Source organism: Telluria sp. B2 (assembly GCF_051789535.1).
In the GTDB taxonomy this organism is placed as follows: domain Bacteria; phylum Pseudomonadota; class Gammaproteobacteria; order Burkholderiales; family Burkholderiaceae_D; genus Telluria.
The window spans coordinates 725,506-746,600 of record NZ_CP196525.1; the positions used below are offsets into that span (position 1 = coordinate 725,506).

Genomic DNA, 21,095 nt, shown 5'->3' on the forward strand with positions numbered 1-21,095 from the left:
GTAGGGCGTCTGCCCGAGCGTCAAAGCAAGCGCATTGTCGAAGCCCGTACACAGCGACGGCGAGACAATGCAAGGCTGCCATGCAGGTTTTGTCAGCCGCCCCAGGCGCCAGCGCGGAGCGCCATTCGCCGATATGCCTCGCATATTCCTCAACGACGAATGGCGCTGCGCGCTGGCGTTTGTACGTACAGCGACAGAAACGCCCTCCAGTCCGGGCGCCTGCCGCACCACCCCGAGCGATCGAGAAGGGACAACATGAAAGCGTTGCTCGCACTAGGACTGGCTTGCGGCCTCATCGGCTGCGCCCAGGCGCCCAGCACCCCCACCGGCGTCTATATTCTCAGCACCGCCGACATGTCCATCGTCCTCGACGTGCGTGCCGGCGGCGACTACGTCCTGCAAACCAGCGGCCCGGGCCGCAATACCGACGAGATCCGCGGCTCCTGGCGCGAGGCCAGTGGCCCGGCCTTGTCTGTTTCGTTTTCCGGCATCGTCTGGCGCGGCATCGAGCCCGAGGCGGGCGAGGGGACCTGGTCCGCGACCATCGACAGCGACGCCCAGATATGCCTCGACGGAGAAGGTCTCCACTGCTTCTTCAGGAACGACGTTTCCTGACTTCGCCCCTCGCGGCAGACCTCCCACGCCTGCCTGGACAATATTGATAGGCTTGCCATCTTTTTACGATTTCCCGCCTTCCAATATGATCAATGGGTCATGTTGCAGTGCAACCGCTATCGGCCTGTGCTAAACTTTCACGGTTTAAGCAGCGCCGCATGAGCGGTTGTTGCCGCAGAAGCTGCGGCAACGTGCATCAGCACACCGGCTGCATACATTTACCGCCGCCCTATCGGCACCGTTTTTATGCCTTTGTCTTCTCCCGCTCCGCGCCAGCTCCGGCACACGCGCGCCATTACCGTCGAAGCGTACGCGCGCGACGATGGCCTGTGGGACCTCGACGCGCGCATCCGCGACATCAAGGCACAGGACATCCCGCTCGCTTCCGGCACGCGTCCGGCCGGCACCCCGGTGCACGACCTGAGCCTGCGCATCACCATCAATCGCGACCTCGAGATCGTCGACGCCGAAGCGGCGTCCGACTCGGTGCCGTATCCCGGCTATTGCGACACCATCGGCCCGGCTTACAAGAAGCTGGTCGGGCTGTCGCTCGCCAAGCATTTCCGGCTGCACCTGAAAGACCGCCTCTCGGGCGTGCTCGGCTGCACCCATTTGACTGAACTGGCGCAGGTCCTGCCCACCGCGGCAATCCAGGCCTTCGCCGATGATGCGTTCGAGACGCGCAATGTTGCCCAAGGCGACGCTGAGCGTCCTTACGAGATCGACCGTTGCCACGCGCTGCGCGCCGACGGTCCTGCCGTGGCACGGTATTACCCTCGTTGGGCGATCAAGGCCGTACCGGGTTAAACTCCGATGTCGAAGTTTTCTAATTAACTATCCATATCAGTAACAGAAGAAGGGAAGCCAGCATGAAAATCCATGAGTATCAGGGCAAAGAAATCCTCCGAAAGTTCGGGGTGACGGTACCGCGCGGCATTCCGTGCATGTCGGTGGAAGAGGCCGTCAAGGCAGCTGAAGAGCTGGGCGGCCCGGTCTGGGTCGTCAAGGCCCAGATCCATGCTGGCGGCCGCGGCAAAGGCGGCGGCGTGAAGGTTGCCAAGTCGCTGGAACAGGTCAAGGAATACGCCGACCAGATCATGGGCATGCAGCTCGTGACCCACCAGACCGGTCCGGAAGGCCAGAAGGTGCGCCGCCTGCTGATCGAAGAAGGCGCCGACATCAAGAAAGAACTGTACGTTTCGCTGGTCACCGACCGCGTTACCCAGAAGGTCGTCCTGATGGCCTCGTCGGAAGGCGGCATGGACATCGAGGAAGTCGCGCACTCGAACCCGGAAAAGATCCACTCGATCGCCATCGATCCGGCCATCGGCCTGACCGACGCGCAAGCCGACGACATCGCCGCCAAGATCGGCGTACCGGAAGGCTCGATCGCCGACGCGCGCGCCAACCTGCAAGGCCTGTACAAGGCATACTGGGAAACCGACGCTTCGCTGGCTGAAATCAACCCGCTGATCCTGACCGGTTCGGGCAAGGTCATCGCCCTGGACGCGAAGTTCAACTTCGACTCGAACGCCCTGTTCCGTCACCCGGAAATCGTCGCCTACCGCGACCTGGACGAAGAAGATCCGGCCGAAGTCGAAGCATCGAAGTTCGACCTGGCCTACATCTCGCTGGACGGCAATATCGGCTGCCTGGTGAACGGCGCCGGCCTGGCCATGGCCACCATGGACACCATCAAGCTGTTCGGCGGCGAGCCTGCCAACTTCCTGGACGTCGGCGGCGGTGCAACCGCCGAGAAGGTCACCGAAGCCTTCAAGATCATGCTGAAGAACCCGGGCCTGAAAGCCATCCTGGTCAACATCTTCGGCGGCATCATGCGCTGCGACGTGATCGCCGAAGGCGTGATCACCGCGTCGAAGGCCGTGTCGCTGCAAGTGCCGCTGGTCGTGCGCATGAAGGGCACCAACGAAGACCTGGGCAAGAAGATGCTGGCCGACTCCGGCCTGCCGATCATCTCGGCCGATACGATGGAAGATGCAGCCAAGGCTGTTGTCGCCGCTGCCGCTGGTAAAGCCTAATTCGAAGGAATAAACAAATGTCGATCCTGATCAACAAAGATACAAAAGTTATCACCCAGGGTATCACCGGCAAGACCGGTCAGTTCCATACCCGTATGTGCCGCGACTACGCGAACGGCCGTGAAGCCTTCGTCGCAGGCGTGAACCCGAAGAAAGCCGGCGAAGACTTCGAAGGCATTCCGATCTACGCATCGGTCAAGGAAGCGAAATCCGAAACCGGCGCAACCGTCTCGGTCATCTACGTTCCGCCGGCAGGCGCAGCCGCCGCCATCTGGGAAGCTGTCGAAGCCGAACTGGAACTGGCGATCTGCATCACCGAAGGCATCCCGGTCCGTGACATGATGGAAATCAAGGACCGCATGGCCAAGGCCGGCTCCAAGACCCTGCTGCTGGGCCCGAACTGCCCAGGCCTGATCACCCCGGACGAAATCAAGATCGGCATCATGCCGGGCCACATCCACAAGAAGGGCCGCATCGGCGTCGTTTCGCGCTCGGGCACCCTGACCTATGAAGCAGTCGGTCAGCTGACCGCGCTGGGCCTGGGCCAGTCGTCGGCAGTCGGCATCGGCGGCGACCCGATCAACGGTTTGAAGCACATCGACGTGATGAAGATGTTCAACGACGATCCGGACACCGACGCAGTCATCATGATCGGCGAGATCGGCGGTCCTGACGAAGCCAACGCAGCGCGCTGGATCAAGGACAACATGAAGAAGCCGGTCGTCGGCTTCATCGCTGGCGTCACCGCGCCTCCGGGCAAGCGCATGGGCCACGCCGGCGCGCTGATCTCGGGCGGCGACGACACCGCACAAGCCAAGCTGGACATCATGGAAGAGTGCGGCATCAAGACCACCAAGAACCCGTCGGAAATGGCGCGCCTGCTGAAGGCCATGCTGTAATCCCGGACGATTCTGTCTTGAAGAGGGGAGCCTGCGGGCTCCCCTTTTTGTTTGCGCGAGCGCATGCGCTTGTCGAGGCTGGTACGGCATCATCCCGGCGGCCGGGCCGGCAGGAACGAGATGACAATTTTTGCGTCATGGTGCGTTGCTCGACAGAAATTGCGCATGTGCTGACAAAATTTGTCACTCATTAAGCAAGCTCTGCCGTAAAACGTCGCATTTATTTCAAAGAAAATAACGATTCCATTAGGAAATTAGCTGGCACGGCGTTTGCAATAGATGAAGCGTGGCACCAAACATTGCAGCACCAACCAAACGCAGTACCAACCAAACGCAGCACCAACCAACTACCTGACCTGGAGAGAACCACCATGAAATCGATGAAAATCGTCAAGAAAGCCCAAGCCGGCTTCACCCTGATCGAACTGATGATCGTCGTTGCGATCATCGGCATCCTGGCCGCTGTCGCCATCCCGGCCTACCAGGACTACATCGCCAAGTCGAAGGCAGCTGCTGCCTACGCCGATATCAGCGGCGGCAAGACCGGCTACGAAATGGCCGTTGTCGAAGGCAAGACCACCACGCCGGAAGCCTACACGACCGCTTCGGGCCTGGCTGAGAACACCGGTAACTGCGAGGAAATCGCAGTCGTCGCTCCGCCGGACGAAGGTGGCGCTGTAATGACCTGCACCATCCGCACCCCGGGCCGTCTGGGCGCCGGCGCGACCATCGCCCTGCACCGCTCGACCGCAGGCGCGTACAGCTGCGTCGCCACCGGTTTCACCGATGAAAAATTCCTGCCGACCGGCTGCTCGCAAGTTGGCCTTGGCGGCGATGCTGAAGGCGGCGCAGGTGGCGAAGGTGGCGAAGGCGGCGCAGGTGGCGAAGGCGGCGCAGGCGGCGAAGGCGGCGCAGGCTAATCCAGGCATCGCTAGTAACACGGGTTGGCCGCAGGACCAGCCCAACAAAAAAGACCGCCTCGGCGGTCTTTTTTTGTTTTCCGGCCCAGCTGAAACCGCAACACCGCCCGGCAGGTATCAAACCTCAGACGATCTTCTGCCGATCCGCCAACAACGCCTCATACGTCATGTTCTGCAGCAGCGTGTAATGCACCGGATCGAGCTCGAGGAACTGCACGCCATAGGTGAACACCTCGGCATCCCCCGTCTGCACCACGTTGACGTTGCGGATCGAGGCCCGCGCGCTGACCTGCACTTCCTGGTCATCCGGCGGCGCCTTCAGGACGAACTGCAGCGTGAGCGCGTCGTCGTCCTGCGGCAGGCGGCGTGTCGATTCGACCAGCGCACCCGTCACCGACAGGTTGACGATGTTGCAGGCCTGGCCAGCGTCACCGCCGGCGGCCAGCCGGGCCGGCAAATCCACCTTGACCCGCATCGCCGCGCGCAGGCTGGTGCCTTGCACCGACCTCGGGAAGGAAACGTGCACATAGAACAACGGCCGCGCGAACACCCGCTCGACGGTGCAGGCGAACGAGCACACCTTCACGCCCGAGAACACGCGGATCGTCAGGCGTTCGCCCTCGGTCAGCGCGATCGGCGCGCCGTTTTCCATCGGGACCTTGAGGATGATGTAGTCGTCCTTCACGTAACCGATCAGGCTCGAGAAATGCTGGACCGGCTTGACGCGGCGGTGCGTGATGAACTGCAGGCGGGTGCCGACCTGCAGGTTCATGGTCTCGAAATCGTATTCATCGGGTTTCAGTTCGTGTGCCTGGCCGACATGCATGGTGGTCTTCCGGATAACTGACCCTCTGGCCAGCAATGGTGGAAATGATGCCAGTCGTAGTGCTTAAAGATAAACCATCTATTGACACACGCAACAAAAAAGCCCGCTGGTCAGCGGGCTTTGCCGGAAGGCGGAGACAGGCTCAGCGCTTCAGGTAGTGGTCGAGCCAATCGATCACGGTGTGGTGCCAGAGCACCGAGTTCGCTGGCTTCAGCACCCAGTGGTTCTCGTCCGGGAATACCAGCAGCTTGCTCTCGATGCCGCGGCGCTGCAGCGCCGTGAAGGTCGACAGCGCCTGGGCTGTCGGGATGCGGAAGTCGAGGTCGCCCTGGACCGCCAGCATCGGGGTCTTCCACTTGTTCACATGGTGCACCGGGTTGAAGCGCTCGTGCTTCTCCGGCACCATGAAGTAGGGGCCGCCGTTTTCCCAGTCGGTGAACCACTGCTCCTCGGTCGAGTAGGCCATGCCGCGCGTGTCGAACACGCCGTCGTGGTTGACGATGCACTTGAAGCCGTCCGGCCAGTTACCCTCGATCCAGTTCATCATGTAGCCGCCGTAGGAGGCGCCCAGCGCGCAGCTGCGCTCGCGGTCGAGCCAGGGGAACTGCTGCACCGCTGCCGCCAGCCCTTTTTGAAGGTCCTCGAGCGGCTTGCCGCCCCAGTCGCCGCTGATGGAATCGGTGAACTTCTGGCCATAGCCGGTCGAGCCATGGAAATCGATGAACACGGTGGCGTAGCCGGCGCCGGCATACACCTGTGGATTCCAGCGGTAGCTCCAGGCATTGCCGAAGCTGCCCTGCGGACCGCCGTGCACCAGGAAGGCGATCGGATACTTTGCGCCCGGCGTGGCGTTCCAGGGCTTCATCACGTGGCCGTAGACGGTGTCGCCGTTCGCGCCCTTGAACGAGAATTGCTCGAATTCGCCGAAGCGCACGTCGGCCAGCTTGTCGGCGTTGTTGTTGGTCAGCTGTTGCGGCCTGGCATCGGTGAGCTTCATCGAATACAGCTGGGCCGGCGAGGTCAGCGAGGCCTGGGTGAAGGCGACGGTATCGCGGCGCACGTCGAAGCCGGCGATCGAACCCTTGCCGGTGAGCGCATCGACCTTGCCGCTGGCGACGTCGATACGGAACAGGCGATGCTGGCCAATGTCTTCGGCGTCGACGATCACGGCCTTGCCGTCCGCGGTCCATTGCAGGGCGCCGGCCGAGCGGTCCCAGCTTTCAGCCAGCTTGCGCTTCTGGCCGCTCGCCACGTCCATCAGCATGATCTGGTAGCGGTCGGCCTCGAAGCCCGGACGCGCCATCGCCAGGTAGGCCAGCGTCTTGCCGTCCGGCGAGAACACGGCCTTGGTGTCCCAGGCCGGATTGTCCGCGGTCAGGTTGCGCGGCGCGCCGCCCGCGGCCGGGACCGAATAGACGTCGAAGTTGGTCGACCAGGCTTCGGTCTTGCCGGCGATACGGACCGAGAACACCACGGTCTTGCCGTCCGGGCTGAAGCGGTATTCCTCGCGGTCGCCGAAAGGCTTCGAAGGCACATCGCCGTCGAGCGAGCCGGACAGGCTGACCGGCGTACCGGCGACCACGCCCTTGTCGTTCAGCGGCGCCGAGAACAGCACGGCGTTGCGGCCATCGGCCCAGGTGTCCCAGTGGCGCACGAACAGGCGGTCATAGACGCGTCCGCTCGCCTTGTTCCTGGCCTGCTCATCCATGCGTTTTTTGGTGCAGGCCAGGTCGGCGCAGTCGCGAAACACGGCCATGCTCAGGGCGATGCGGTCGCCCGTGGGCGAGACGCGGAAGTTGTCGACGTCCAGCGGCAGCTTCGTCACCTGCACCGGCGCGCCGCCGCCAACCGGCTGGCGCCAGACCTGGGCGCTGCCCGAGCGGCTGGACAGGAAGTAGACGGCGTCGCCCTTCGGCGACCATTCCGGATCGGTACTGCTGCTGTCGTGGGAAACGAAGACCTTGGGCGCCGCCTTGGCATCGCGCAGGTCGACCATCCACAGCTTGGTGTGGCCACGGTTCTTGTCCATGTCGGTGCTGCGCACCGTGTAGACGACGCGGCTGGCGTCCGGCGCCAGCGCCGGGCTGCCGACGCGTTCCAGGTTGACCAGGTCTTCCACCGTGAAACCGCGCGGCGCGGCCACGGCGCTGGAGGCGGCAACGGCCGCGCCCAGCATCAACAAGCGTAATTTCATTCGATCCTCTTCAAGCGTGTCTCGGGTGTGTTCTCGCCCGCACGGCAGAGCTCGGCCGTGGGCAAACCAGCAATTTAACACGTCAAAGAGTTTGCCGGGCTGCTGCCGGCTGTGCATCATTTATTGCCGCAGCATCTACCCGCCACCCATCTGGCGCGAGTTGGCATCGGTCCGGAACAGGAGTGGACGCGCCTGCTGCGGTTCCTCTTGCGTACGCCGCGCATGCATCACGATGGTCTGCACTTCGGCATGCCGGGGGGACTTCGCGCAGACCGGGTCGGCGTTGTCGGCGTCGCCCGTCATCGCATAGGCCTGGCAGCGGCAGCCGCCGAAATCCTTGTCCTTCTCGGCGCAACCGCTGCACGGCGCCTTCATCCATGCATCGCCACGGTAGCGATTGAATGCGCCGCTGGCATACCAGATGTCCTTCACGCTGAACTCGCGCACGTTGGGGAAGGCGATCCCCGGCAGGGAGCGGGCGGCATGGCAGGGCAGGGCGGTGCCGTTGGGTGCGATGCCGAGGAAGACCGAACCCCAGCCGTTCATGCAGGCCTTCGGCCGCTCCTCGAAATAATCGGGCACGACAAAGAGGATGCGCATCGCGTTGCCGATGCGGGCGCGGTAGTCATTGACGACCGCTTCGGCCTGCACCAGCTGCTCGCGCGTCGGCATCAGCTGCGCCCGGTTGACCAGGCCCCAGCCGTAATACTGGGTGTTCGCCAGTTCCAGGTACTCGACACCCATCTCGAGCGCCATCTCGATGATCCGGCCCACATGGTCGAGGTTAAAACGATGCAGCACGACGTTCAGCACCATCGGATAGTCGTGCTGCTTGATCAGCCGGGCGACGCGCAGCTTGAGGTCGAAGGTCTTGGTGCTCGACAGGAAATCGTTCATTTCCCGGGTCGAATCCTGGAACGACAATTGGATATGGTCCAGTCCCAGTTCCTTCATGCGGCCCAAGCGTGCCTCGGTGAGGCCGATCCCGGACGTGATCAGGTTCGTGTAGAAGCCCAGCCGGCGGCCTTCGCCGACCAGTTCCTCGAGATCGTCGCGCAGCAACGGCTCGCCACCCGAGAATCCGAGCTGGGCCGCACCGAGCTGGCGCGCCTGGCGCATCACGCCGAACCATTCCTCGGTCGTCAGTTCGACGCGGTGCTTGGTGTAGTCGACCGGGTTGTAGCAGAACGGGCAATGCAGCGGGCAGCGATAGGTCAGTTCGGCCAGCAGCCAGAGCGGCGCAGCAATCGCAGGGTGGGACAGGGCCGGGCCGGGAGTCGGAGCGTTCATGGCGACAGGCTCAGGCAATCCAGCCGCGTTCGCCGGCGGCGCGCAGGAAGTCGTCGACGTCGCCCTGCAGGCCGCTGCAGTTGAAGGCTTGCTCGAGTTCGCCCACGATGGCCTGCGCGGTATGCTGGCCGTCGCAACGCTTGAGGATCTCGGCCGCGCTCTGGTTCAGCTTGACCATCCCTTCCGGATACAGCAGCACGTAGTTGCCTTGCGCCTCTTCCCACTGCATGCGGAACAGGCGGGACAGGGCGGGTTTGTCGGGGATCGGGTTCATGGAGCACCTGTGGGTCAGGGATAGGCTTTTTCGATGGCGTCGAGCATGGACCACAGGACGTCGAGCTTGAACTGCAGGATCTCGAGCGCGCGCTGCTGCTGGTCGCGGGTCGTGAAATGGTCGAGCGTCACCTGCAGGCCGTGTTCGACATCGCGTTCGGCCAGCGAGATGCGGCTGCGGAAATACTGCAGGCCCTCCGGGTCGATCCAGCCGTAGTGGATCGGCCAGTTGGCCAGCCTGTCCTTGTGGATTTTTGGAGCGAACATCTCGGTCAGCGAGGAGCAGACGGCTTCCTGCCAGGGGACGCGGCGGGCAAAGTTGACGTAGGCATCGACGGCAAAGCGCACCCCCGGAACCACGTGACGTTGCGACCACAGGGCCTGACGATCGATGCCGACCGCCTCGCCCAGCCGCACCCAGGCTTCGATGCCGCCTTCGTTGTCTTCCCAGCCGTCGTGGTCGAGGATGCGGCGCACCCATTTGCGCCGCGTCTCGCGGTCCGGGCAATTAGCGATGATGGCGCCGTCCTTCTGGGGAATGTTGATCTGGTAGTAGAACCGGTTGGCGACCCAGCCGCGGATCTGGTCCTCGCGCAGCAGGCCTTCGTTCATCTTCACGTTGAAGGGATGGTGGATGTGGTAACCGGCTCCGCGCTCGCGCAATTGCGCTTCGAACTCGGTGCGGCTCCAGGGCGCGGCGACACTCATATTGTGATCTCCATGCCGTCGAACGCGACTTCGATGCCGTGGCGCGCCAGGATGGCGCGTTGCTCGGAGTCCTCGTCCAGGATCGGATTGGTGTTGTTGATGTGAATGAGCACCTTGCGCCGCTCGCCGATGCTGTCGAGAACGGCAATCATGCCGGCTTCGCCCGATTGCGGCAGGTGCCCCATGTCGGCCGCGCTTTTCTTCGAGAACCCGAGCGCGGTCATTTCGTCCGCGCTCCAGAAGGTGCCGTCGACCAGCACGCAATCCGCGTGGCGCAACGCGGCCGCTACCAGCGGGTCGATCGCACCGAGACCGGGCGCATAGAACACCGATTTGCCGCTGGCGACGTCCTCGATCAGCAGGCCGATGTTGTCCCCGAGCTCCGGACGTTCCCGGTGCGGAGAATACGGCGGCGCCTTGCTGCTGAGCGGCAGTGGCGTGAAGCGGATGCCCTCGATGCCGGGCACCTGCGTGGATGGCATGCGGGCGATGCCTGTCGCGTCGTCCTCCACGGGTAGTTCATGCCAGCGCACGCCGCAATAGTGGGACAGTACCGGCGCCAAAGGCAGCGCACTGTTGAGTTCGCTCCAGACCGGCGCCGTACAGTAGAGAGGCAACGGTTGTCCCTCCCGTAGCATCAGCAGGCCGGTCACGTGATCGATCTGCGCGTCCATCAGCATCACGGCGGCGATGCCGGAATCGCGCCTGGCCCGCCCTGGCTGCAGCGCCGGCGTGGCGCGGATTTGCGCGAGGATGTCCGGTGAGGCGTTGATCAGTACCCAGTCCTGGCCATCGGCGGATACCGCGATGGAGGACTGCGTGCGCGCCGTGGCGCGGATGGCGCCGCTGCGCAGCCCGCTACAGTTGCGGCAGTTGCAGTTCCACTGGGGGAAGCCGCCTCCGGCCGCCGAGCCCAATACGATGATTTTCATAGGCTGATCGGTAAGCCGGCGCCGGCGCCCGGGATAGCGGCGCCCTTGCCGGCATCAAGGCTGGGCTAGCGGTTTGCGATATACAGCGTGATTTCGAAACCAAAGCGCCAGTCGATGAATTCCGGTTTGCTCCAGGTCATGGTCGATCTCCTCACGAATATTGAATTGGCCATCTCGATGTGCGCTGGCCGGTTGGCCGGCCAGTCAAAACGAAATAGGCAATACCCATGCCACCTGCGAGCCTGTGCCGCCGTGGCGGTGTCGCTAGCGTGGAAGGAAGGGATGGCGCCTTGCTCAGGTGTGCCAAAGTTGAACAGTGGTATTGCAATACTGACACACTGTGACACAGGCGTGATCAGCCATTTCTGCTCTGTGTCGGTGCAGCAGCGGTCGATGGAGCGCTTCGGCGCGGCGAACGGGAAGGCGGTTGGGATGATGGGGCAGGCATACACGCAGGCGTGGATGGGAAGCGTGCTGCCGGCGAAATGAAGCCGGCAGTCATCCATCAGCCCGGCACGCCGTTCAGGTGCAAGGAATAATCCTGGCCGTCGGCGCCGTGCTCAAGGGCTTGAAGCCTGCCGCGGCAGCTGCCTCGGCCTGAGAAGGCGAAATTTCGAAGATGCCGATTCTGGTATCCGGAGCACCGCATACCGCCGGAGGGAACATGCCATCCGTGCCGCATGCGGCAGAGCGCACCTCGACGTTGGCCGCCGTTAGCTGTGCTTGCAGGGCGGATAACGACAGGCCCCCACCGCTACACTGCAGCGAGCCCATCGATTTAAAAACCTTGGTGCTGGCCTCTTCGTCCTCCCCTCCTCCGCAAGCGGTCAACGATGCCAAAGCTGCCAGTGTCAGAACAAGGATACGCATGGATGGACTCCCCGGTGGCTACGATTGTGCGCGACGGCGGTATTGACGTCGCCACCAGAGTATGGCTGTATAGTAACTTTTACTCAACAATTGTATTGTTACTAAATATGTGTACTTGTATGTAGCGAGTTGCCGCCCCGGAATCCGAAAGAATCAAGGGCTTATACCGCCGCCGTCCAGTCCCCGCTCTTGCCACCGTGCTTTTCCAGCACGCGCACATTGGTCATCACCATGCCGCGGTCGGCCGCCTTGCACATGTCATAAATGGTCAATAAACCCACCTGCACCGCGGTCAGCGCTTCCATCTCGACCCCGGTCTTGCCATGGGTTTCGACCTGGGCACGGCAGTGCACGCTGTTGGCTACTGCGTCGACTTCGAAATCGACCGCGACACGGGTAATGGCCAGCGGATGGCACAGGGGCACCAGGTCGCTCGTGCGCTTGGCGCCCATGATGGCGGCGATGCGGGCAATGCCGAGCACGTCGCCTTTTTTGGCGTTGCCCGATTGAATGAGCGCCAGGGTTTCCGGCTTCATGCGGATGGTGCCGGCGGCCACGGCGATGCGGTGGGTCTCGTTCTTGGCGCCGACGTCGACCATGTGGGCTTGCCCGCTGGCGTCGAAGTGGGTAAGCGGAGAGGCGGCGGTCGGGTTCTGGTCGGTCATTGTCGTGTCGGTATGCTTGGGTAATAAAGTGTTTCGGCCCGCGGCAAGGCGCGCGCGGATGGGGTTATCATAGCACCGTGAAACCGATGACCCATCCTGCGTTGCCGCCCGCATCCGCCCGCTGGCGCCGTTCGCTGGCCGCCCTGTTCGTGTCGGCCGCGACCGGTTTCGCCTGCGCCTCGGCGGCTGGACAATCCCTGAACGTCGCCTCCTCGTCACGCCTGCCCACCCTGGGCGATACCGCGCGCGAAGACTTGTCGCCGATCGTCGAGCGCAAGCTCGGCGAGGAGATCATGCGCCAGATCCGGCGCGACCGCGACTACCTCGACGACGACCAGATCCTCGATTACCTGAACCATTTCGGCGGCGCCCTGGTCGATGCCGTGCCCGGCGCGCGCGGCGAGACCGGCGCCGACTTCGGCTTTTTCGCCGTGCGCGATCCCGTGCTCAACGCCTTCGCGCTGCCCGGCGGCTTCATCGGCATCCACTCGGGACTGTTGATTGCGGCCCAGACCGAGTCGGAGCTGGCCTCGGTGATGTCGCACGAAATCGGTCACGTGTCGCAGCGCCACATCGCGCGCATGATCGGCCAGCAAAAGCAGGATGCGCTGCTGCCGATCGCCTCGATGATCCTGGCGGCGCTGGCCGCGAAAGCCAGTCCCGACGCGGCCATGGGCGTGCTGATGGGCGGGCAGGGCCTGATGGCGGACCGCCAGCTCAGCTTCAGCCGCGATGCCGAGCGCGAGGCCGACCGCATCGGCTTCCAGATCATGGGCGCGGGCGGCTACGACACCTCGGGCATGGTGGCCTTTTTCAAGCGCCTGCAAAGCGCGAACAAGGTGTATGGGGAAATGCCGGCCTTCCTCAGCAGCCACCCGCTGACGAGCGAGCGCATTGCCGACATCCAGTCGCGCATCCGCGAGACGCCTTACCGCCCGCGTGCCGACACGATCGAATTTCATCTTGCCAAGGCGCGTGCCCGCGTGCTGCAGGACGGCAGCACGACCGGCCTGCGCGACACCCGCACGATCTTCGAAACCCAGATGAAGCAGCCGCAACGCCAGCAGCAGGCGGCGGCCCAGTACGGCCTGTCCTTCCTGGCGCTCAAGCAGGGCGACCTGGCGGCCGCGCGCAGCTGGCTCGACAAGGCGCGCGCGTCGCTGCAGCCGAAGGAAGGCGTGTTCTCCGCCGCCCCGGCCAGCGATGGCGGCGCCATGTTCGCCGGGCTCGATCTCGAGATCAAGCTGGCGCCGGGCCAGCCCAGGGAGGTGGCGCAGCAGGCCTTGAAGGACGCCGAGCGCTACGTCAACCAGTATCCGCTGTCGCGCGCGCTGGCGCGCCAGTACGCGGATGCGATGATCGCGGCCGGCAAATATGACGACGCGACGCGCTACCTGCGCGACCAGGTGCGCCAGTACCGCGAGGATCCGAAACTCTACGACCTGATGGCGAAGGCCTATTCGCAGCAGGGCAAGATCGCGCTGCAGCACATGGCGCTGGCCGAATCCTATGTGCTGGCCGGCGCCCTGCCGGCGGCGGTGGACCAGCTCAACTTCGCGCGCAAGGCGGGCGACGCAAGCTTCTACGAGCAGTCCGTGATCGACGCGCGCGAACGCGAAATCAAGGAGCGCCAGCGCCAGGACAAGGAACTCGAAGAGAAGGTGAAGTAGCCTCGTGCGTCCGGTCGTTCTGCCCATGAAGATGAGAATCGACGTCTCCGGCGAGACCGTCGAGTACATCTTCGCCGGCAGCGGCGGCCCCGGCATCGTGCTGGTGAACGGCACGGGCGGCCCGGTCGAGGCCTGGTTCAAGATCTTCGCCGCGCTCGCCAGCGAACACGCTGCCTTCGGCTACAACCGCCCCGGCATCGGCGCCAGCAGCAAGCCCGTGCGCGCGCAGACGCTCGACGAGATGGTCGAGGCGCTGCGCGACGTGCTGGAGGCGCTCGACGTGCCGCGTCCCTACGTGCTGGTCGGCCATTCCTTCGGCGGGCTCATCGTCAACCTGTTCGCGCGCCTGTATCCGGAAGAAGTCGGCGCCGTCGTACTGCTGGAAGCGACCAGTCCAGAGGATGTGCGCGTGCTGCCGAAGTACGAGAATGCGCTGCAGCGCGGGGTCAGGTTCCTGGGCCAGCGCCTGGCGCCGCCACATCCCCTGGCCGAGACGCGCCACGTCGACGAGAGCCTGGCCCAGCTCGAGGCTGCGCCGCCATTTCCCCCGATTCCCCTGTACGTCGTCACCGGCGAACAGCATCCGCTACGCTGGGCCACGCCGGACGCGCAACGCGAGGCGCGGGCGCGCCACCAGCGCGATCTGGTCAAATTGTCTCCGCTGGGCAGGCAGGTGATGGCGAAGAAGAGCGGGCATTTTCCGCAGTTTTCCGAGCCGGAGCTGGTGCGGTCGGTGATCAGTGAGGCGGCGAAGATGGCTTGGCGGGATGATCGTACTGGGCAGGCATGACACTAAAGAAGCTGACCCTATCATCAACGGGCTGGGAACCGATGAAGCACTGGAACTGGGTGATGTCAGCCGACATGCGCGGATGATGGATGACGACAGGCGGTTATGCCGAGGTCGAACTCGACGACGCAGGCTTCCGGGCGACACTGCGCTATCACGCGGAAAGCGGCGGCATTTATCACTGGATCGAGGCGACCGTTAATGGCGATGATGACGTGGAAGCGGTAGTCCGTTCACCCAACCCTGAAACTGCCGCATTCCGGTTGGGTGGAACGATTTTCAAAGGCGCGCCGGACAACGGGGTCGACCCCATGATGATCCTGCTGACCGATGGCACGACAGTGCTCAGCCTGGCGCACGGGCCTTGTTCGCACGAGGGCAATTACACCTGAGTGGCCAGGCACGCGGTTTCGATCGAAAACGGGAAAATCGCGCCTGTCTAGACCTGCTGGGCCGGGACTGGCGTGCGCACGAAGCCGAAGCGCTGCGCCAGTTCCTCGCGCCGGATACGTTCGACCGGCACCTGCGCGCCGCGGTAGCGCAGCGTCATTGCTCCGCTTCCACCTTCGATCCAGGCCATCAAGGCCTCGTCCCCGGCCGGCTTGCCGTCCAGTTCCAGACCTTCAAACAACTGCGCCACATCGCGGTCGTCAACCTGCGCCACGATCTCGCCCGCCTGCACGATCGCCTCGCCGGCTTCGGTGAGATACAGGCGTTCGATGATTGACACCGCCGCACCGGTCTGCACCACCATGCCCTGCGCCGGATCGGTGCGCGCAATGAAAGGCGTCGCTTCGAGATTGACGTACACGCGCTGCGGCCCGTTCTGGAAATACCAGCGGCCCTGCTCGTCGTGCAGGTAGTTGCGGTTGATGAAGCCGACCAGCGCTGCATTGGTCAGCCGGTCGCCCGGAGCGTTCGCCTGTTGCGCCGCCTCGTCGCGCATGCGCCAGCCGCCGCGCGCGTCGAGGGCGAGCCAGCCGTAGCAGTGGGGCACGTTCGGCCACTTGGCCATTGCCTGAATTACGATGTCATCCATGATGGGCTCCAGCATTGCATAACTCGGGCTCTATCGGCGCGCGCGTCGTGTTTCCGTCGAAGAAGGACAGGATGCGCGCCGGCAACCAGTCGATGCGTCCGGGGAAGCGGCCGGCCGGGAAGCCGACATGGCCGCCTTCTTCCGGGTATTCCAGCGTCACCGCCTTCGATGCCCGGGATGGCAGGTGCACGCCCGGCAGGAAGGGATCGTTGCGGGCGTTCAGGACCAGGGTCGGCACGGTGATGTCGTGCAGGACATGGCGCGCGCTGGCGCGGTGCCAGTAGTCGTCGGTGTCGCGGTAGCCGTGCAGCGGCGCGGTGACGACGTTGTCGAAGGCGTAGAGGTCGCGCGCGGCGAGCAGGGCCTCGCGGTCGAACAGGCCGGGGAATTGTTCGAGTTTGGCCAGGCACTTCGGCTTCAGGGTCTGCAGGAACATGCGCGTGTAGAGCATGTTGAAGCCTGAGGACAGGGCTTCGCCGCCGCGCGCCAAATCGAGCGGGGCGGAAATGGCGGCAGTGGCGGTGACGAAGTCGGCGCCGTGGCCGGATTCGCCGAGCCAGCGCAGCAGGGCATTGCCGCCGAGCGAGACGCCGGCGGCGTACAGTGGACCCGGCGCGCGCTCGCGCAGGCGCGCCATGATCCAGGCGATCTCGGCGGCGTCGCCGGAGTGGTAGAAGCGGGCGGTGCGGTTCGGTTCGCCCGAGCAGCCGCGGAAATGCGGCACCGCGCCGGACCAGCCGCGGCTGGCCAGCGCCGCCATCAGGCCGCGTGCGTAATGGCTGTTCGACGAGCCTTCCAGCCCGTGGAACAGCACGACCAGCGGCTTGCCCGGCTCGCCGTCGACGAAATCGACGTCGACGAAATCGTCGCCCAGCAGGGGATCAGCTACCGTCCAGCGCTCGCGCCGGTACGCGACCGGCGGCTTGGCGATGCAGGTCGCCGGATAGATGGTCTGCAGGTGGCCGCCGGGCAGCCACCGGGGGGCGCGATAGTCCATGACAAGGGGCCGGGCAGCTCAGCCGGCTGGCGGCTTAGTGATGCTTGAACTCGACGCCAGGGGCCAGCCGGTAGTGGGTGCCGCAGTAGGGGCACTTGGCGGTGCCTTCATGGTCGAAATCCAGGAAGACGCGCGGGTGCGACGACCACAGCGGCATGGCCGGATTCGGGCAGTGCGCCGGCAGGTCCTTGGCCTCGAGTTCCACCACAGGCATCGTCTTTACGTTCATTGAAGTTCTCCGTCGAGCAAAGTTGGGCAAAGATGGGATTTTAACGGATTCGAGCGGGGTAACGGGATGATCGGTAGAATGGTGAATTGATCACATTGCCTGGGGCTGGCGGTTGCGTTGCGAGCGATATGCTTGCGCACGTAACCGGGGCTTGCGTGCGTACCGCGTGGGCACGAAGTGCCCACCCTACATTTCTCCGCTGGGTTTCATGCTTTTCATCTCCCGTTTTACCACCGTATTCCCTCGTTCAGGCTGTTGCAGGAAGGCGACATGAGCGCGCCGCCCGCCACGCACACGCCGCCGCAAGTCATCGAAGAGCACGATCCGGCACTCTGGCGCGAAGGCCTCAAGACCGGCATCCCGACCTTGTTCGGCATCGCCGCCTGGGGCATGGTGGTCGGCATCGCGATGGTCAAGACGGGGCTCACCGTCCTGCAGGCCAGCGGTATGACCTTGCTGGTGTTCGCAGGTTCCGCCCAGCTCGCGGCGCTGCCGCTGATCCTCGCGCATGCACCGATCTGGGTCATCTTCGCCACCGCCCTGGTGGTCAATCTGCGCTTCGTGATCTTCTCGGCCCTGCTGGCGCCGCACTTCTCGCATCTGCCCTGGAGGCAGCGCCTGTTCTACGGCTATATCTCCGGCGATTTGACGATTGCCCTGTTCCTGCAGCGCTTCCCGACCGCCGTGCCGGTCAAGGGCAAGCTGTCTTACCTGAAGGGCCTGATGTTCCCGAACTGGTGTGCCTGGCAGACCGGTTCGCTCATCGGCATCTTCCTCGGCAGCGCCATTCCTACCGAATGGGGCCTGGGCTTTGCCGGCACCCTGGCCATCCTCTGCATCACGGTGCCGCTCATCATCAACAGTGCCGCGCTGTGCGGCGTGCTGGTCGCGGGCGCCGTGGCGGTGCTGGCCAACGGCTTCCCCTACAAACTGGGCCTGCTGGTGGCGGTGCTCGCCGGCATGCTGACCGCGCTGGCGGCGGAAAACATTCTTCAAAAACGAAAGGGCCGTCATGGCTGAGTGGGAAATCTGGGCCGTGATCGTGGTGCTGGCGCTGGCGACTGCCATCACCCGCAGCGGCTTCTGGCTGGTCGGCCACAAGGTGAGCATCCCGCCGCGCATCCAGGACATGCTGCGCTATGCGCCGGCCTGCGCGCTGGCGGCGATCATCGGCCCCGACCTGCTGCTCGATGGCGGCGGCAAGGTGCACCTGGAGCTGGGCAATCCGAAGCTGCTGGCGGGCATCGCCGCGCTCGGCTTCTACCTCTGGCGCCGCAACATGCTGCAGACCATCGTGTTCGGCATGCTTGCCTTCACACTGTTGCGGGTCTTACACGTTTTCGGGGGCACCTCCTAGGGTAGAATAACGTTTTTTCACTATTTCACTGTTGAGTCGCCATGGACGCCGTTCTCAGTTTCACCCGCTTGCAAGACCTGATCGACCGCGATGCGCTGAAAAACAAGCGTGTCTTCATCCGCGCCGACCTGAACGTGCCGCAGGATGACGCCGGCAACATTACCGAAGACACGCGCATCCGCGCTTCGGTGCCGGCGATCCAGGCCGCGCTGAAGGCCGGCGCCGCCGTCATGGTGACCTCGCACCTGGGCCGTCCGACCGAAGGCGAGTTCAAGCAGGAAGACAGCCTGGCCCCGGTCGGCAAGCGCCTGTCCGAGCTGCTCGGCCAACCGGTCGAACTGAAGCAGGACTGGGTCGATGGCGTCGATGTCGCCCCGGGCCAGGTCGTGCTGCTGGAAAACTGCCGCGTCAACAAGGGCGAGAAGAAGAACTCGGACGAGCTGGCCCAGAAGATGGCCAAGCTGTGCGACGTCTACGTGAACGACGCCTTCGGCACCGCCCACCGCGCCGAAGCGACCACCCACGGCATCGCAAAGTTTGCCCCAGTCGTCGCGGCAGGTCCGCTGCTGGCCGCCGAACTCGACGCGCTGGGCAAGGCCCTTGGCCAGCCGCAGCGCCCGCTGCTGGCGATCGTCGCCGGCTCCAAGGTCTCGACCAAGCTGTCGATCCTGCAGAGCCTGGCCGGCAAGGTCGACAACCTGATCGTCGGCGGCGGCATCGCCAACACCTTCATGAAGGCCGTCGGCCTGAACATCGGCAAGTCGCTGGCCGAGAACGATCTCGTCAATGAGGCGAAGTCCATCATCGACATGATGAGCGCGCGCGGCGCCTCGGTGCCGATTCCGGTCGACGTGGTCTGTGCCAAGGAGTTCAGCCCGACCGCGGCTGCCACGGTGAAAGATGTGGCCGACGTGGCGGACGACGACATGATCCTCGACATCGGCCCGAAGACCGCCGCCATGCTGGCCGAGCAGGTGGCCAAGGCCGGCACCATCGTCTGGAACGGCCCGGTCGGCGTGTTCGAGTTCGACCAGTTTGCCGAAGGCACCAGGACGCTCGCCATGGCGATTGCCGACTCGAAGGGCTTCTCGATCGCCGGCGGTGGCGACACCCTGGCGGCGATTGCCAAGTACGACATCGGCGACAAGATCGGCTACATCTCCACCGGCGGCGGCGCCTTCCTCGAATTCCTCGAAGGGAAGACCCTGCCGGCAGTCGAGATCCTGCTCCAGCGTAACGTCAAGTAAGCAGTGCCAGCGCAGCCCCGGGGCTGCGCTTCTCTTTTCAGAACCAAGGATTCCAACTCATGCAAGCTGAGCGTCCCCTGCACAACGCCACCAAGATCGTTGCCACCATCGGCCCTGCCTCGACCGACTTCGACATCCTCGTCAGGATGATCCGCGCCGGCGTCGACGTCGTGCGCCTGAACTTCTCGCACGGTAAAGCCCAGGACCACATCGACCGCGCCGCGCTGGTGCGCCGCGCTGCCGCCGAATGCGGCGTCGAAGTGGCGATCATGGCCGACATGCAGGGGCCGAAGATCCGTGTCGGCAAGTTTGAAGAGGGTAAGATCTTCCTGAACAATGGCGACAAGTTCATCCTCGACGCCAAGTGGGGCGAGAACGGCGAGCTGGGCAACCAGGAACGCGTCGGCCTCGACTACAAGGCGCTGCCGCGCGACGTCAAGCCGGGCGACAAGCTGCTGCTCAACGACGGCCTGATCGTGCTGGTCGTCGACAAGGTCGTCGGCCACGAGATCTGCACCACGGTGAAGGTCGGCGGCGAACTGTCGAACAACAAGGGCATCAACCGCATGGGCGGCGGCCTGACCGCGCCGGCCCTGACCTCGAAGGACATGGAAGACATCAAGACCGCGATGAGCTTCCAGGCCGATTACCTGGCGATCTCCTTCCCGAAGAGCGCGACCGACATGGAAATGGCGCGCCAGCTGGCCAACATCGCCGGCGAGCCCTACCAGCACAAGCCGATGATGATCGCCAAGATCGAGCGCGCCGAAGCCATCCCGGTGCTGCAGGAAATCCTCGACGCTTCCGACGGCATCATGGTCGCGCGCGGCGACCTGGCGGTGGAAGTGGGCAACGCGGCCGTGCCGGCGCTGCAAAAACGCATGATCCGCATGGCGCGTGCCTCCAACAAGCTGGCCATCACCGCGACCCAGATGATGGAATCGATGATCGTCAACGCGGTCCCGACCCGCGCCGAAGTGTCGGACGTGGCCAACGCCGTGCTGGACGGCACCGACGCCGTCATGACCTCGGCCGAGACCGCATCGGGCAAGTACCCGGTCGAAACGGTCGAGATGATGGCCGCGATCTGCCTCGAGGCGGAACAATCCGAATACAACAAGCTCGACGCGGACTTCCTGAACGTGGAGTTCACCCGCATCGACCAGTCGATTGCCTACGGCACCCTGTTCACCGCCCACCACCTGGCTGTGAAGGCGATCGTGGCCCTGACCGAATCGGGCTCGACCGCGCTGTGGATGAGCCGACATAACATCGACACCCCGATCTTCGCCCTGACCCCGTCACAAACGACGCAGCGCAAGGCCTCGCTGTACCGGAACGTGCGAGCATTCCACCTGCTGCAGGAAGGCGGCAGCCACGCGGTGCTGCGCAAGGCGGAAGAGCTCCTGATCAAGGAGGGCATGGTCAGCCCCGGCGACACCATCGTCGTGACCTGGGGCTCGCCGATGGGCGAGGCCGGCGGCACCAACGCCCTCAAGATCGTGCGCGTGGGCGAGACCTATAAGGATTAAATG

General features: G+C 64.2%; 24 protein-coding genes. 12 read left to right on the plus strand and 12 right to left on the minus strand.

Annotated elements, in window-relative coordinates:
* Positions 1-255: 255 nt before the first annotated feature.
* The 5 genes from ACSUZJ_RS03280 to ACSUZJ_RS03300 all read left to right on the plus strand — a co-directional run bounded on the left by ACSUZJ_RS03280 (position 256) and on the right by ACSUZJ_RS03300 (position 4,473).
* The gene (locus tag ACSUZJ_RS03280; protein WP_499413290.1) at positions 256-615 is read left to right on the plus strand and encodes a hypothetical protein; all 360 of its coding nucleotides are present in this window, start codon (positions 256-258) and stop codon (positions 613-615) included.
* A 246-nt stretch (positions 616-861) separates the two neighbouring features.
* Positions 862-1,422, plus strand: coding sequence for a DUF2889 domain-containing protein (locus ACSUZJ_RS03285; protein ID WP_499413292.1), 561 nt, complete (start codon positions 862-864; stop codon positions 1,420-1,422).
* 62 nt (positions 1,423-1,484) lie between these two features.
* Positions 1,485-2,654, plus strand: a complete 1,170-nt coding sequence (gene sucC, locus ACSUZJ_RS03290; RefSeq protein WP_499413294.1) for an ADP-forming succinate--CoA ligase subunit beta — start codon at positions 1,485-1,487, stop codon at positions 2,652-2,654.
* Positions 2,655-2,671: 17 nt separating this feature from the next.
* Positions 2,672-3,553 (plus strand): succinate--CoA ligase subunit alpha, encoded by an 882-nt coding sequence (gene sucD, locus ACSUZJ_RS03295; protein WP_313705001.1) that lies wholly within the window; start codon positions 2,672-2,674, stop codon positions 3,551-3,553.
* A gap of 371 nt (positions 3,554-3,924) precedes the next feature.
* Positions 3,925-4,473: a pilin gene (locus ACSUZJ_RS03300; protein ID WP_499413296.1), complete on the plus strand. Its 549-nt coding sequence runs from the start codon at positions 3,925-3,927 to the stop codon at positions 4,471-4,473.
* A 124-nt stretch (positions 4,474-4,597) separates the two neighbouring features.
* Here the strand turns inward: ACSUZJ_RS03300 and ACSUZJ_RS03305 are convergent, their stop codons facing one another.
* The 9 genes from ACSUZJ_RS03305 to moaC all read right to left on the minus strand — a co-directional run bounded on the left by ACSUZJ_RS03305 (position 4,598) and on the right by moaC (position 12,231).
* Positions 4,598-5,299 carry a flagellar brake protein gene (locus tag ACSUZJ_RS03305; RefSeq protein ID WP_499413298.1) on the minus strand — a complete coding sequence of 234 codons (702 nt, stop codon included), beginning with the start codon at positions 5,297-5,299 and terminating at the stop codon, positions 4,598-4,600.
* Positions 5,300-5,441: 142 nt separating this feature from the next.
* Positions 5,442-7,493: a S9 family peptidase gene (locus ACSUZJ_RS03310; protein ID WP_499413300.1), complete on the minus strand. Its 2,052-nt coding sequence runs from the start codon at positions 7,491-7,493 to the stop codon at positions 5,442-5,444.
* Between the two features lie 135 nt (positions 7,494-7,628).
* Positions 7,629-8,783: a pyrroloquinoline quinone biosynthesis protein PqqE gene (gene pqqE / locus ACSUZJ_RS03315; RefSeq protein ID WP_499413302.1), complete on the minus strand. Its 1,155-nt coding sequence runs from the start codon at positions 8,781-8,783 to the stop codon at positions 7,629-7,631.
* A 10-nt stretch (positions 8,784-8,793) separates the two neighbouring features.
* Positions 8,794-9,057 (minus strand): pyrroloquinoline quinone biosynthesis peptide chaperone PqqD, encoded by a 264-nt coding sequence (gene pqqD, locus ACSUZJ_RS03320; protein WP_499413304.1) that lies wholly within the window; start codon positions 9,055-9,057, stop codon positions 8,794-8,796.
* 14 nt (positions 9,058-9,071) lie between these two features.
* The gene (pqqC, locus tag ACSUZJ_RS03325; RefSeq protein WP_499413306.1) at positions 9,072-9,764 is read right to left on the minus strand and encodes a pyrroloquinoline-quinone synthase PqqC; all 693 of its coding nucleotides are present in this window, start codon (positions 9,762-9,764) and stop codon (positions 9,072-9,074) included.
* Positions 9,761-10,696 (minus strand): pyrroloquinoline quinone biosynthesis protein PqqB, encoded by a 936-nt coding sequence (gene pqqB / locus ACSUZJ_RS03330; RefSeq protein WP_499413308.1) that lies wholly within the window; start codon positions 10,694-10,696, stop codon positions 9,761-9,763. Before pqqB ends, pqqC begins: the two co-directional genes overlap by 4 nt.
* A 65-nt stretch (positions 10,697-10,761) precedes the next feature.
* On the minus strand, positions 10,762-11,202 hold the full coding sequence (pqqA, locus tag ACSUZJ_RS03335) for a pyrroloquinoline quinone precursor peptide PqqA (protein ID WP_499413310.1): 441 nt from the start codon (positions 11,200-11,202) through the stop codon (positions 10,762-10,764).
* A 16-nt stretch (positions 11,203-11,218) separates the two neighbouring features.
* A complete protein-coding gene (locus ACSUZJ_RS03340; protein ID WP_499413312.1) occupies positions 11,219-11,566 on the minus strand; it encodes a hypothetical protein in 348 nt (115 codons plus the stop codon).
* 161 nt (positions 11,567-11,727) lie between these two features.
* Positions 11,728-12,231, minus strand: a complete 504-nt coding sequence (gene moaC / locus ACSUZJ_RS03345; RefSeq protein WP_499413314.1) for a cyclic pyranopterin monophosphate synthase MoaC — start codon at positions 12,229-12,231, stop codon at positions 11,728-11,730.
* 86 nt (positions 12,232-12,317) lie between these two features.
* Between moaC and ACSUZJ_RS03350 the strand changes: the two genes are divergently transcribed.
* The 3 genes from ACSUZJ_RS03350 to ACSUZJ_RS03360 all read left to right on the plus strand — a co-directional run bounded on the left by ACSUZJ_RS03350 (position 12,318) and on the right by ACSUZJ_RS03360 (position 15,083).
* Positions 12,318-13,901, plus strand: a complete 1,584-nt coding sequence (locus ACSUZJ_RS03350; RefSeq protein ID WP_499413316.1) for a M48 family metalloprotease — start codon at positions 12,318-12,320, stop codon at positions 13,899-13,901.
* 25 nt (positions 13,902-13,926) lie between these two features.
* Positions 13,927-14,691, plus strand: a complete 765-nt coding sequence (locus tag ACSUZJ_RS03355; protein WP_499413318.1) for an alpha/beta fold hydrolase — start codon at positions 13,927-13,929, stop codon at positions 14,689-14,691.
* An 89-nt stretch (positions 14,692-14,780) separates the two neighbouring features.
* Complete coding sequence (locus ACSUZJ_RS03360; RefSeq protein ID WP_499413320.1) at positions 14,781-15,083, plus strand: hypothetical protein; 303 nt, start codon at positions 14,781-14,783, stop codon at positions 15,081-15,083.
* Positions 15,084-15,130: 47 nt separating this feature from the next.
* On the opposite strand, the gene ACSUZJ_RS03365 is transcribed toward ACSUZJ_RS03360, so the two are convergent.
* The 3 genes from ACSUZJ_RS03365 to ACSUZJ_RS03375 are packed head-to-tail and all read right to left on the minus strand — an operon-like array spanning position 15,131 to position 16,956.
* On the minus strand, positions 15,131-15,730 hold the full coding sequence (locus ACSUZJ_RS03365; protein WP_499413322.1) for a DUF2946 family protein: 600 nt from the start codon (positions 15,728-15,730) through the stop codon (positions 15,131-15,133).
* On the minus strand, positions 15,723-16,727 hold the full coding sequence (locus tag ACSUZJ_RS03370) for a YheT family hydrolase (RefSeq protein WP_499413324.1): 1,005 nt from the start codon (positions 16,725-16,727) through the stop codon (positions 15,723-15,725). The genes ACSUZJ_RS03365 and ACSUZJ_RS03370 overlap by 8 nt, the downstream gene beginning before the upstream one ends.
* Positions 16,728-16,761: 34 nt before the next feature.
* Positions 16,762-16,956, minus strand: coding sequence for a zinc-finger domain-containing protein (locus ACSUZJ_RS03375; protein ID WP_312548618.1), 195 nt, complete (start codon positions 16,954-16,956; stop codon positions 16,762-16,764).
* Positions 16,957-17,226: 270 nt separating this feature from the next.
* Here ACSUZJ_RS03375 and ACSUZJ_RS03380 point away from each other — a divergent pair, with 270 nt between their 5' ends.
* The 4 genes from ACSUZJ_RS03380 to pyk all read left to right on the plus strand — a co-directional run bounded on the left by ACSUZJ_RS03380 (position 17,227) and on the right by pyk (position 21,092).
* Positions 17,227-17,976, plus strand: a complete 750-nt coding sequence (locus tag ACSUZJ_RS03380) for an AzlC family ABC transporter permease (protein WP_499413326.1) — start codon at positions 17,227-17,229, stop codon at positions 17,974-17,976.
* Positions 17,969-18,313, plus strand: coding sequence for an AzlD domain-containing protein (locus tag ACSUZJ_RS03385; protein WP_499413328.1), 345 nt, complete (start codon positions 17,969-17,971; stop codon positions 18,311-18,313). Before ACSUZJ_RS03380 ends, ACSUZJ_RS03385 begins: the two co-directional genes overlap by 8 nt.
* Positions 18,314-18,354: 41 nt before the next feature.
* Positions 18,355-19,560 carry a phosphoglycerate kinase gene (locus tag ACSUZJ_RS03390; RefSeq protein WP_499413330.1) on the plus strand — a complete coding sequence of 402 codons (1,206 nt, stop codon included), beginning with the start codon at positions 18,355-18,357 and terminating at the stop codon, positions 19,558-19,560.
* Positions 19,561-19,637: 77 nt separating this feature from the next.
* Positions 19,638-21,092 (plus strand): pyruvate kinase, encoded by a 1,455-nt coding sequence (gene pyk, locus ACSUZJ_RS03395; protein WP_499416422.1) that lies wholly within the window; start codon positions 19,638-19,640, stop codon positions 21,090-21,092.
* Positions 21,093-21,095 lie beyond the last annotated feature (3 nt).

Bases quoted from the DNA above. Each gene is read 5' to 3' on its own strand.
- moaC (WP_499413314.1), bottom strand. From the start codon at position 12,231: ATGACCGACCAGAACCCGACCGCCGCCTCTCCGCTTACCCACTTCGAC.
- ACSUZJ_RS03385 (WP_499413328.1), top strand. From the start codon at position 17,969: ATGGCTGAGTGGGAAATCTGGGCCGTGATCGTGGTGCTGGCGCTGGCG.
- ACSUZJ_RS03375 (WP_312548618.1), bottom strand. From the start codon at position 16,956: ATGAACGTAAAGACGATGCCTGTGGTGGAACTCGAGGCCAAGGACCTG.
- sucC (WP_499413294.1), top strand. From the start codon at position 1,485: ATGAAAATCCATGAGTATCAGGGCAAAGAAATCCTCCGAAAGTTCGGG.
- ACSUZJ_RS03380 (WP_499413326.1), top strand. From the start codon at position 17,227: ATGAGCGCGCCGCCCGCCACGCACACGCCGCCGCAAGTCATCGAAGAG.
- ACSUZJ_RS03355 (WP_499413318.1), top strand. From the start codon at position 13,927: ATGAAGATGAGAATCGACGTCTCCGGCGAGACCGTCGAGTACATCTTC.
- ACSUZJ_RS03310 (WP_499413300.1), bottom strand. From the start codon at position 7,493: ATGAAATTACGCTTGTTGATGCTGGGCGCGGCCGTTGCCGCCTCCAGC.
- ACSUZJ_RS03340 (WP_499413312.1), bottom strand. From the start codon at position 11,566: ATGCGTATCCTTGTTCTGACACTGGCAGCTTTGGCATCGTTGACCGCT.
- pqqE (WP_499413302.1), bottom strand. From the start codon at position 8,783: ATGAACGCTCCGACTCCCGGCCCGGCCCTGTCCCACCCTGCGATTGCT.
- pqqA (WP_499413310.1), bottom strand. From the start codon at position 11,202: ATGGATGACTGCCGGCTTCATTTCGCCGGCAGCACGCTTCCCATCCAC.
- pqqD (WP_499413304.1), bottom strand. From the start codon at position 9,057: ATGAACCCGATCCCCGACAAACCCGCCCTGTCCCGCCTGTTCCGCATG.
- ACSUZJ_RS03365 (WP_499413322.1), bottom strand. From the start codon at position 15,730: ATGGATGACATCGTAATTCAGGCAATGGCCAAGTGGCCGAACGTGCCC.
- ACSUZJ_RS03360 (WP_499413320.1), top strand. From the start codon at position 14,781: ATGACGACAGGCGGTTATGCCGAGGTCGAACTCGACGACGCAGGCTTC.
- pqqB (WP_499413308.1), bottom strand. From the start codon at position 10,696: ATGAAAATCATCGTATTGGGCTCGGCGGCCGGAGGCGGCTTCCCCCAG.
- ACSUZJ_RS03390 (WP_499413330.1), top strand. From the start codon at position 18,355: ATGGACGCCGTTCTCAGTTTCACCCGCTTGCAAGACCTGATCGACCGC.
- ACSUZJ_RS03300 (WP_499413296.1), top strand. From the start codon at position 3,925: ATGAAATCGATGAAAATCGTCAAGAAAGCCCAAGCCGGCTTCACCCTG.
- ACSUZJ_RS03280 (WP_499413290.1), top strand. From the start codon at position 256: ATGAAAGCGTTGCTCGCACTAGGACTGGCTTGCGGCCTCATCGGCTGC.
- ACSUZJ_RS03350 (WP_499413316.1), top strand. From the start codon at position 12,318: ATGACCCATCCTGCGTTGCCGCCCGCATCCGCCCGCTGGCGCCGTTCG.
- ACSUZJ_RS03370 (WP_499413324.1), bottom strand. From the start codon at position 16,727: ATGGACTATCGCGCCCCCCGGTGGCTGCCCGGCGGCCACCTGCAGACC.
- ACSUZJ_RS03285 (WP_499413292.1), top strand. From the start codon at position 862: ATGCCTTTGTCTTCTCCCGCTCCGCGCCAGCTCCGGCACACGCGCGCC.
- sucD (WP_313705001.1), top strand. From the start codon at position 2,672: ATGTCGATCCTGATCAACAAAGATACAAAAGTTATCACCCAGGGTATC.
- pqqC (WP_499413306.1), bottom strand. From the start codon at position 9,764: ATGAGTGTCGCCGCGCCCTGGAGCCGCACCGAGTTCGAAGCGCAATTG.
- ACSUZJ_RS03305 (WP_499413298.1), bottom strand. From the start codon at position 5,299: ATGCATGTCGGCCAGGCACACGAACTGAAACCCGATGAATACGATTTC.